Origin of the sequence: Streptomyces sp. NPDC058289, from assembly GCF_042880975.1 — a bacterium.
Taxonomy (GTDB): Bacteria; Actinomycetota; Actinomycetes; order Streptomycetales; family Streptomycetaceae; genus Streptomyces; species Streptomyces stoeckheimensis.
Genome location: NZ_JBHVYI010000162.1, coordinates 1 through 10,090 on the forward strand (window position 1 = coordinate 1; position 10,090 = coordinate 10,090).

A 10,090-nucleotide genomic window follows, 5' to 3' on the forward strand; every position below is an offset into this window, starting at 1 on the left:
TGTCGGGCCTCGGGCGGGGGGGGGGGGGGGGGGGGGGGGGCGGCCCCGGGGGGCCCCCGCCCCCCGCGCCCCCCCCCCGCCGGAGTGCGGACCGGGCCGCCGCCCGGGAGGGGCGGCCCGGAGGTCGAAGGCAACCCGGGGGTGCAGGGGCCCGTAGGGGACCGGACCCGTAGGGGACTGACCCGTAGGGGACCGACCCGTAGGGGACCGACCCGTAGGGGACCCGGTGGGATCAGCGCACGCTGCGGATGGGAAGGATCGCGAGGGCGCCGATCAGCGAGAGCGCGCCGCCGACCAGGAACAGCGGGGTGTACCCGCCCAGGGTGGTGACCACGGCGGAGGCGACGAACGGGGCGATGATCTGGGGCCCCGCGTTGGCGATGTTCAGTACGCCCATGTCACGGGCGGCATCCTCGGCCCGGGGCAGCACCAGGGTGACGAGCGCGGTGTCGACGGCCATGAAGCATCCGAAGGCCAGGCCGTTGAGCGCGCTGAAGACGAGCATGCCCGTCCACGTCGGACTGACGACGGGGACCACCATGACCAGCCCGGCGAGGGCCGCCGAGAGGCCGACGAACACCTTGCGGCGGTTCCAGCGGTCGGACAGCAACCCGCCGACCACGGTGGAGACGGCCATCGCGACCATCGACACCGGGGTGAGGATCGCCATCGCGGCGGGCGGGGCCAGCCCTGCGGGGAGCGCGATGTGGTCGCCCAGGATGTAGAGCTGGTATCCGACCACCGAGAAGTATCCGAGGACCATCAGGGCGCGCCCGATGAAGGCCCACCGGAAGTCGTGGTTGGCGAGCGCCGAGAGGAAGGCCTTGAGCTGGGCCCCCTTGGGGGCGGCCGGCGCGTCCGGTGCGGGCTCGGATCTCGGTACGTCCCGGCAGAAGGTGGTGAGCAGCAGCGCGGCTCCGGCGATGACCCCGCCGAAGACGAGGTAGCCGGTGCGCAGGTGCTCCGAGGTCTGGGAGGCGATCAGCACGCCGACCGTACCGCCTATGGGCAGGCCCAGTCCCACCAGCGCGGACGCGGTACCGCGCCGGGCGGCGGGCACCCGGTCGGGCACGATCGCGGTGACGGCGGCCTGGTAGATGTTCATGGTCGCCTGGACCAGGCACCAGCCGATCCCGACGAGCAGGGCGGTACTGACGCTGCCGACGACGGCGAGGCCCACGAGCGAACCGATCGCACCGCCCAGCACCCAGGGGTTGCGGCGGCCGCTGCGGTCGGAGAGGGCGCCGGCGATGGGGTTGAACGCGGTCGCGAAGATCGCGCTGATGCCGCCGATCAGGCCCAGCACGGCCACCTTGTCGTCGCCGGCGATCGCGGCGATCTGGGTGGGCAGGAGGACGGATCCGACGCCCATGTAGACGGCCATCATCGCGGAGTTCGCGACCAGGAGGAGGAGCAGGAGCCCGCGTCCGCGGGAGGGTTCGGGATCCGCCGGGACGGGCGGGTCGATGATCTCGTTCGTAGCCATGACGACTCCTCGGGGGACGGAGCGGGGAGGTGGCGTGGGGGGACCGCCGGTGCGGTGCGCGGGGAGGGCGGCGACGCCGAGGGCGCTGTCGCGCACGAGGGCGTCGCCGGGGGAATGCCGCGCCGAGCGCGAGGCGGCTGACGCGGTGCGATTGCTTGGCGCGGTGCGTGCGGTGCCTGCGGTGCGGTGCGATGGGGATGCGGTGGGATGGGGATGCGGTGCTGTGTGGTGCGTTGCCCTGCGGTGCTGTGTGGTGTGGCGCCGGGCGGTGTGACGCCATGCGGCCGACACGATGTTTGGGTGTTGTTACACGTGTCACTTCAGGTGCTTGGACACTGTGTAGCACTCGTTCCCCGGTCTCGCCAAGGGTTGGCGCAGGCCTCCGTACAGATCGTGACCCCTAGACGAAGTCCAGGTCGATCACGTGTAACCAACTAAATGCGGCCTCCGGACGGGTCAAGCCCGGCCGAGAACCCTCTTGCCCTTGTGGCGACGGTCACGCTTCCGCAATACTCCGCACCGCACCCGCCGCACCCCGGCGGACCCCACCCACCCCTGCGACCCAACCGCCCCGCCGGCATGCCCAGGGGCAGCGCACCCCGGGGCGGCTCCGACACCTCCGGCTACCCCGGCGGCACGGGCTGCTCGGCTACTTCCGGCGGCACGGGCCGCTCGCCGACCTCCGGCTACCCTCGGTGGCTCAGGCAGATGGGGCAGCTCAGGCGGCTGGACCGACCGAGCCCGCTCGACTCGGGCGGCTCGGCCAACTCGGCGGCACGGGCTGCTCGGCTACCTCCGGCGGCACGGGCGACTCGCCTAACTCCGGCCACCCCCGGTGGCTCAGGCAGATCGGGCGGCTCAGGCGGCTGGACCGACGGGCCCGCTCAACTCGGGCGACTCGGCCAACTGGGACACACCTCGCGACCCGGGCGACTGAGGCGACTCGGCCGCCTCCGGCGGCACGGGCTGCTCGGCTACCTCCGGCTACCCCCAGTGGCTCAGGCAGATCGGGCGGCTCAGGCGACTGGACCGACCGAGCCCGCTCGACTCGGGCGGCTCGGCCAGCTCGGCCGCCTGGGACACACCTTGCGGCCCGGGCGGCTCGGCCGACTCGGGTGACTGGGACACCCCTCACGGCCCGGGCGACTTCGGCCGGCTGGGGCACTCTCGGAGCCTCGGCCGGTGGGCCGACTGGGGCAGCCCAGAGTGCTCGATCGACTCCGGGACCCCGGACCGCTCGGGCGACTCGGTCGACTCGGTCGGCTGGGAACCTCGGGAGCTCAGGCGGCTCGGTCAACCCGAGCGAATCTGCCGGCTCGGGCGGCTTCAGCCAGCTCGGGCAGCCTCGGCGAGCTCAGGCGGCTCGGCCAGCTCGGGCAGCCTCAGCCAGCTAAGGCGGCTCGGGCGGCTCGGGCGGCTCGGGCGGCTTCGGCCAGCTCGGGCACTCTCGGCGGCTCGGCCGGTGGGCTGACCAGGGCAACCCAGAGTGCTCGATCGACTCGGGGACCCCGGAGCGTTCGGGCGACTCGGCCGGCCGGGAACCCCGGGAGCTCAGGCGGCTTCGGCCAGCTCGGGCAGCCTCGGCTAGCTCAGGCGGCTTCGGCCAGCTCGGGCGGCTTCGGCCGGCTAGGGCACTCTCGGAGCCTCGGCCGGTGGGCCGACTGGGGCAACCCAGAGTGCTCGATCGACTCCGGGACCCCGGACCGCTCGGTCGACTCGGTCGGCTGGGAACCCCGGGAGCTCAGGCGGCTCGGTCAACCCGAGCGAATCGGCCGGCTCGGGCGGCTTCGGCCAGCTCGGGCAGCCTCAGCCAGCTAAGGCGTCGGCCAGCTCGGGCGGCTTCGGCCGGCTCAGGCACTCTCGGCAGCTCGGCCGGTGGGCTGACCAGGGCAACCCACACTGCTCGATCGACTCGGGGACCCCGGAGCGTTCGGGCGACTCGGCCGGTCCGGCCGACTGGACCGATCCGGCCGACTCGGCCCGCCGGGGCCGCTTCTGCTCATGTCCGCACCTGGGGCCCGCCCGGCGGACCTGCGGAGACCTGCGCCACCTGCACCCCCTGCCGCTCGGACCCGTACAGCACCCATCCATCCGGGCCCGTCGGCTCCCTTCCACAGACCTTCGCCCGCCTCCCACGCCACTTCCACTCGACTCCGCCCGTCCGTCCGTCCCCTACCGCACCACTCCGCAGTGGCCTCGGTGCGCTCCCGTCGGCGCACACGCCTCCGCACCTCCCCGTACTCGCCACACCCCACCTCGCCTCCACGGATCCCCGTCCGCACCCCGCCACTGCTCGGCTCGGCCCATCCCGTTCCGCACGCCGCCATCGCCATCGCCATCGGCGCAGCCGCCTCCGCCGCACAGCTCCACGAACCCCCTCCGCACGCGCCCGTCGGCGCGTCCGCTCGCTCCCTTCCGTCCCCGCGCTTCGCGCCCGTCCGCCGCCTTCCCACGCTCCCCCATCACCCGGGGAGGCGGCCGCGAAAGGTTCCTCCATGTCCGGCTTCCCCGGCTTCCCCGATCACGCCTTCACCCCGCCTCCGATCCCCACCCGGCCTCCCCGGCGCCCGGTCCCTGCACCTCCGCCCCGGTACGCCCTCGCCTGGGGCGTGGCTCTGACCCTGTTGTCCGTGCTCACGGGACTGCTCCTGCGCCTGGACAAACGGCCCTTCTTCCAGGGCCTCGACGACGCCTGGGACGCTTCGCTGAAGGGGTCGCCCGCCGACACCGCCAGCGATTTCGCCACGGTGCTCGACCGCCTGGGCGGGCCGCTGGGCACGGTCGTGCCGCTGTTGCTGATGGGCTGCCTGTGCATGTACGGACGCTGGCGGTCGGCGCTCTTCGTCTTCTCCACGGCCGTCCTGGCCAACGTGCTCCTGGTCCTCCCGCTCAAGCAGCTGGCCGACCGCCCGCGGCCCCCGCACACCTGGACCCTGGTCAACGACGGCTCGTACCCGTCCGGCCAGGTCTTCAGCGCGGTGGCTCTCGTGATCGCGGCCGCGGTGGTGCTGTTCCCGCCGGGCAGCCGGCGCTGGTGGTGGCTGTTCGGCGCGGGCTACACCGGCGCCATGATGTGGAGCCGCACCTGGCAGCACGCCCAGTGGCTGAGCGACACCTTCGCCGGCGCCCTGGTCGCCGTGGGAGCCTGCCTGCTCCTGTGGCGGGCGTTCGCACGCCTGCTGGAGACGGAGGCGGAACGCATGGCGTCCGACACCCTCTGGATGTGACGGACCTCCGCGATGGTCCGGGACGGTCACGGACGGTCCGACCCAGGCTCCCATCCCACGGGCGCGCGGCCTGCCGGCACCGTCCCGGCGGGCCATGAGGGCCATGCGGGCCACCTCCGTAGGGCGCTCCGGCACACCAAGTCCGGGCGACGCGAGTCATCCCCAGCGAGCCCGGCATGCAGCACGCCCGTCCGGGCGCCACCCGTGCCACCCGTACCACCCACGCAAGGCCGGCCCGCGGCGGCTGAAGCCACTGCCGGCCGGCCGACCCGAGCACGCGGCCGCCGCGGGCCACGTCCGCACCTGCGCGGCCATCATGACCAGCCGCGAAGGAGACCCGCTGCGAAGGAGACCGGCTGCGCCACTGGATCGCCGACGTCTACGCGGACGAGCCGTGCAGCGTGGCCGCGGCTTCTCCGGATCGCGGCCGGCCGACGGGCCCTAACCTCGGCCTCCCCGGACCTGACGGTCCAGGAACTCGATGACCCGCGTTTCCGAACGGAGAACTCGGTCTCGCTGCTCCGCCGACAGAGAGGAGAAGAGGTCGACCAGGACCCGCTTGCGCGGGACGTGGACCATGTTGCCGGAGTAGACCCTGCAACTGGAACACCAGGCGAGGCCGATGCAGCGCTCGAACTTCGAGGACTCGGGCGGATAGAAGCGGTACTGGTACGAGCAGACGGACGTTCCGCAGGCGGCACACACTCGTCGGCCACGGTCGAGAATCGTGTCCCAGGTCCCGACCTTCCGCCAATGCTGCCGCCCGGCCGGTGCTCTTCAAGTCGTCATGCCGAGCATTGTCCCTCACAGGAAATCGCCCAGCGCAGGGTTTCCGCTCGTGCGGACCGGCCGCGCTCGGCTGTCCCCCGGCCCGCAGGACGCATCCGCCCACCAGTCCCGCTATCGCGAAACATTGACGATCGTAGAATTCACGCCATATTCTCGACGGGTCGGCGCGCGTTCGGCGCGCGGCCCAGGAAGGATCGACTCATGGCACCCACCCCAGGACCCGATCACCCCGTGGCGCATCCGCCCGCGGGCCCGCTCCGCGGCGCGGTCGAGGACGGGCTCGCCGTCTTCCGGGCCGTGCCCTACGCCGCACCCCCGGTCGGCGAGCTGCGATGGCAGGCCGCGCGGCCGCATCCGGGCTGGAGCGGCACCCGGGACGCGACCGCCGACGGGCCCAGCGCCCCGCAGATGTACATGGAGGGCGGCGACCCCGTCCTCGGCGGACACGGGTCGCCGCCCTTCGACGAGGACTGCCTGACCCTCGACATCTGGACTCCCGCCGTCGACGACGCCCGGCGGCCGGTGCTGCTCTGGATCCACGGCGGCGGCTTCGTCTCCGGCTCCGGGTCACTGCCCAACTACTCCGGCGCGACCTTCTCCCGCGACGGGGACCTGGTCGTCGTCAGCATCAACTACCGGATCGGGCCGCTCGGTTACCTCTACACCGGCACCGAGACCGGCACCGGGGACGACCCGGACGGCTCCGGCGCCAACCACTGGCTGACCGACCAGCTCGCCGCCCTGCGCTGGGTACGGGAGAACATCTCCGCCTTCGGCGGCGACCCGGACTCGATCACCGTCGCGGGCCAGTCGGGCGGCGCCGTGTCCACCGCCGCCCTCGCCGGACTCCCCGAGGCCCGGGAACTGATCCGCCGGGTGATCCTGATGAGCCCGCCGTTCGGTCTGGACCTCCCCGCGCCCGACGCCTACCGGGAGCGCACCGCCGCGTACCTGGAGCTCGCCGGGGTCAAGACCCTGGCCGAGCTGCGCGCCGTACCCTGGCCCGAGCTGATCGGGGCCATGGGCGGGCTCTTCGCCCTGACGACGCGCTGGGGGTACTGGCCCACGCCGTTCCTGCCCGTGGTGGACGGCGTCACCCTGCCCCGCCACCCGGCGCAGGCCCTGCTGCACGGCGCCGCCGCGGACATCGACGTGATGATCGGATGGACCCGGGAGGAGGCCAACTTCGGATTCGCGCTGAACGAGGCCTACGGAGCTGCCGACCGGGAACAGGTGACCGCACGAATCGCGGACACCTTCGGCCCCGAAGCCGCCCCCGGTGTGTACGCGGCGTACGAGCGCGCCCGGCCGGGGAACGGGCCGGCCGGCGTCCTGATGGACCTCATCACCGACGAGCTCTTCCGCGTGCCCGCCCTCCGGCTGGCCGAAGCTCGGGCCGCGGCGGGCCGTCCGGTGTGGGCCTACCAGTTCGACCTCCCCGCCGCCGTTTACGACGGCCGGCTCGGGGCCGCTCACTGCCTCGAACTGCCCTTCGCCTTCGCCAACTTCGACCAGTGGGCCCACGCACCCCTGACGGCCGGGCTCGACCCCGCCGTCCGGGACGGGCTCGCGCACACCATGCACGAGGCCTGGATCGCCTTCGTCCGTACCGGCGACCCGAACCATCCGGACATGCCGACGTGGAACCCGTACGAGAAGGACACCCGCACCACGATGCGCTTCGACTCCGTGGTCACCGCGCTCGACGACCTCGCCGGGGACTCCCTGCGCCTGCACGAGGGGGCGCTCGCCCGGCCCGAGTAGACCCGCCCCACGAGGCCCCCGCAAGCGCCCCGCCCATCCGGGCGGGCCAGCGCTCCCTTGATATAACTCGTGTAACCTTCGAAGGGAAGGCATCGAGCCGATCAAAAGGAGCGTCGATCGACGTCATGGCCAAAGACACTCCCGTCCCGGCGTCCCCGACCAGCGCCGACGTGGCCCGCCTCGCCGGGGTGTCCCGCGCCACGGTCTCCTTCGTCCTCAACGACACCCAGGGCCACCGCGTCGGCGAAGCCGCCCGCGCGCGCGTCCTCGACGCCGCCCGGCAGCTCGGCTACGTACCTCACGCCGCGGCCCGGTCCCTGCGGGCCGGCCGCAGCAATCTCGTCCTGATGCCCTCGTCGATCTCCGCGGTCGGCCGCCTCGTCAGCGACTGGGTCGACGACCTGCACAGCGAGCTGGACCGGCACGGCTACACCGCGGTCCTCCACGCGGGGCGCTTCACCGACCCCCTCGACGCTGCGCGCGCCTGGGCCGAGCTGCGTCCGGCGGCCGTCATCGCCCTCGACGGCGACCGCCTCACCGCGCAGGCCGCCGAGCTGCTGCGGCGCGCCGGGGTACGGGGGTTGATCGCCTTCGCCGCCCACCCCGTACCGGGCGTGCACACCATCGGCTTCGATCACGCCCTCATCGGCGCCACCGCCGCCGAGCACCTGATCGCGCGCGGCCGGACGCGTATCGGCGTGGTCATGCCCCAGGAACGCGGCCTCGGCCTGTTCGCCGGGCCGCGGCTCGCCGGCGCCGAATCCGTAGCCGCCCGCCACATGGCCACCGTGACCCCGGTGGAGCTCTCCTACACCCGGGAGTCCGCGACCGCGCTGGCCCGGCGCTGGCGGAGCCTCGGGCTGGACTCCGTGTTCGCGTACAACGACGAGTACGCCGCCCTGCTGCTCCACGCGCTGCGGGCCGAGGGGATCTCCGTACCACAGGACGTGGCGGTCGTGGGCTCCGACGACCTGGTCCTCTCCTCGCTCCAGGAACCCCCGCTGACCTCCATCCGCCTGGAACTGGCCTCGCCGGCCATGGTCGCCGACGCCGTGCACGAGCTGGTCGAAACGGGCAGCACGGCGCCCGTACCCGACATAGAGGCGATCCTGGTCCAGCGCGAGACCTCCTGAGCTCCTGAGGGCCCGTCACCTCCTGACCTCCTCAGGGCCTGCCCTGCACCTCCTGGGCTCCTGCGGACCGGTCACCGGCCGGGTCCCCCTGCCGGTGACTCCTCCCTGCCCCTTGGCCCATTCGCACGCCTTCGTGATCCGTCCGGGGTGTCCGCGCGCCTGTATGGATCAAGCCGGGAAGCCGACGGTGATCGCGCATGGTCGGCTGGGCTCGGCTGGTTGCGGTCCGCTGCCGGCCGGCCCCACAGCGCAGAAGGAGGAGTCCCCCGATGTCTCGTCGGCACGTTTCAGCCGTCCTCGGTCTCGTGGCGGGCGCGTTGGTGGCGGTCCCCGCCCCCGCCGCCCACGCCGCCACGGTGCAGGTTCGCTGCTCGGTTCCCGATCTCGTCGCGGCGATCAACACCGCGAACGGCTCGCCCGGGCCGGACACCCTCCAGCTGGCGCGCGGATGCACGTACAAGCTGACGACGCCGGACCCCGTGAACCCCGGCAACGGGCTACCGGTGATCACCAGTGAGATCACCATCGACGGGCGGGGGGCCACGATCAGGCGGGACGAGCGCGGGCACAAGGTGCCGAAGTTCCGGATCGTCCTCGTCGGCACCACGGGAAACCTCACGCTCACCCGGACGACGATCAGCGGCGGCTTCGCCACGGACTGCCCCGCTTTCCCCGACCCACCCGGGCTGGCCTGCGGCGGCGGCATCTCCAACACCGGAAAGATGAGCGTGACCCGCAGCAAGATCACCGGCAACACGTCACGGTCCGACGTGTACGCCCAGGGCGGCGGCATCGACAACCCGGGTACCGGCAGCGTGAGCGAGACCGAGGTGACCGCGAACCACGTCATCTACAGCGGCAGCGACATCGGCAGCGCTGCCGCGGGCGGCGCCATCGCCAACGACGGTCCGCTCACGGTCACCGATTCACGGCTCACCGGGAACACGGCGACCGTCACCGAGGACACCCAGAGCTTCGCGTTCGGGGCCGGCATCATCAGCTTCGCCGAGACCACCGTCGAAAACACGGTCATCAGCAAGAACCGCTCCTTCGCCCGGGGCGGGATCGCACGCGCCACCGTGTCCAACGGCATCCCGGCGCCCGGCAGGATGACCCTCACCGGCGGCTCCGTCTCGGACAACACCTCGGACGCACCGCACGGTGTCGCCCAGGGCGCCGGCATCGCCAACAACGCGCTGATGACCGTGAGCGGCGTGAAGATCAGCGGCAACCGGGCCGTCGCCGAGAACGGGACCGCCCGCGGTGCCGGTGTCCGCGTGGGCCCCTTCGGCGCCCTCGACCTGACCGACAGCCACATCACCGGCAATACGGCAGAGGCGGCGGGCGGCACGGCTCAGGGCGGCGGCCTCGACAACCCCGACGGCGGCAGTCTGACGGCCAAGCGCAACAAGATCCTGCGCAATGCGGTCACCGCGAAGAACGGCACCGCGCAGGGCGGCGGCCTGTACCACTCCGGAGGCTCCGAGGGGCTGGGTCGCACGACGCTGGAGGAGAACACCATCAGCAAGAACCGGGCGGGTGACGGCGGCGGCATCTTCAAGGCGTCCGGCGCCCTCACCCTGAACGGTGATGACGTCCGGGCCAACCGGCCGAACAACTGCAGCCCTGCCGGCACGGTTCCCGGCTGCACCGGCTGACGCTCCTCCCTGAGCAAGGCCGCCCCTCAGGAC

5 protein-coding genes are annotated in these 10,090 nt (G+C 72.9%); 4 read left to right on the top strand and 1 reads right to left on the bottom strand.

What is annotated here, in order from left to right; all coding sequences use genetic code 11:
* Positions 1-232: 232 nt before the first annotated feature.
* Entirely contained in the window at positions 233-1,486 is a 1,254-nt protein-coding gene (locus ACFVX6_RS39735; protein ID WP_389699460.1) for an MFS transporter, read from the bottom strand.
* 2,495 nt (positions 1,487-3,981) lie between these two features.
* Between ACFVX6_RS39735 and ACFVX6_RS39740 the strand changes: the two genes are divergently transcribed.
* The 4 genes from ACFVX6_RS39740 to ACFVX6_RS39755 all read left to right on the top strand — a co-directional run bounded on the left by ACFVX6_RS39740 (position 3,982) and on the right by ACFVX6_RS39755 (position 10,057).
* On the top strand, positions 3,982-4,713 hold the full coding sequence (locus ACFVX6_RS39740; RefSeq protein WP_389699461.1) for a phosphatase PAP2 family protein: 732 nt from the start codon (positions 3,982-3,984) through the stop codon (positions 4,711-4,713).
* Between the two features lie 990 nt (positions 4,714-5,703).
* Positions 5,704-7,266 carry a carboxylesterase/lipase family protein gene (locus tag ACFVX6_RS39745; protein WP_389699462.1) on the top strand — a complete coding sequence of 521 codons (1,563 nt, stop codon included), beginning with the start codon at positions 5,704-5,706 and terminating at the stop codon, positions 7,264-7,266.
* Positions 7,267-7,391: 125 nt separating this feature from the next.
* The gene (locus tag ACFVX6_RS39750) at positions 7,392-8,399 is read left to right on the top strand and encodes a LacI family DNA-binding transcriptional regulator (RefSeq protein ID WP_389699463.1); all 1,008 of its coding nucleotides are present in this window, start codon (positions 7,392-7,394) and stop codon (positions 8,397-8,399) included.
* 269 nt (positions 8,400-8,668) lie between these two features.
* Entirely contained in the window at positions 8,669-10,057 is a 1,389-nt protein-coding gene (locus ACFVX6_RS39755; RefSeq protein ID WP_389699464.1) for a hypothetical protein, read from the top strand.
* Positions 10,058-10,090: the final 33 nt, after the last annotated feature.

Coding starts and splice junctions, on each gene's coding strand:
- ACFVX6_RS39745 (WP_389699462.1), top strand. CDS start 5,704: ATGGCACCCACCCCAGGACCCGATCACCCCGTGGCGCATCCGCCCGCG.
- ACFVX6_RS39755 (WP_389699464.1), top strand. CDS start 8,669: ATGTCTCGTCGGCACGTTTCAGCCGTCCTCGGTCTCGTGGCGGGCGCG.
- ACFVX6_RS39735 (WP_389699460.1), bottom strand. CDS start 1,486: ATGGCTACGAACGAGATCATCGACCCGCCCGTCCCGGCGGATCCCGAA.
- ACFVX6_RS39740 (WP_389699461.1), top strand. CDS start 3,982: ATGTCCGGCTTCCCCGGCTTCCCCGATCACGCCTTCACCCCGCCTCCG.
- ACFVX6_RS39750 (WP_389699463.1), top strand. CDS start 7,392: ATGGCCAAAGACACTCCCGTCCCGGCGTCCCCGACCAGCGCCGACGTG.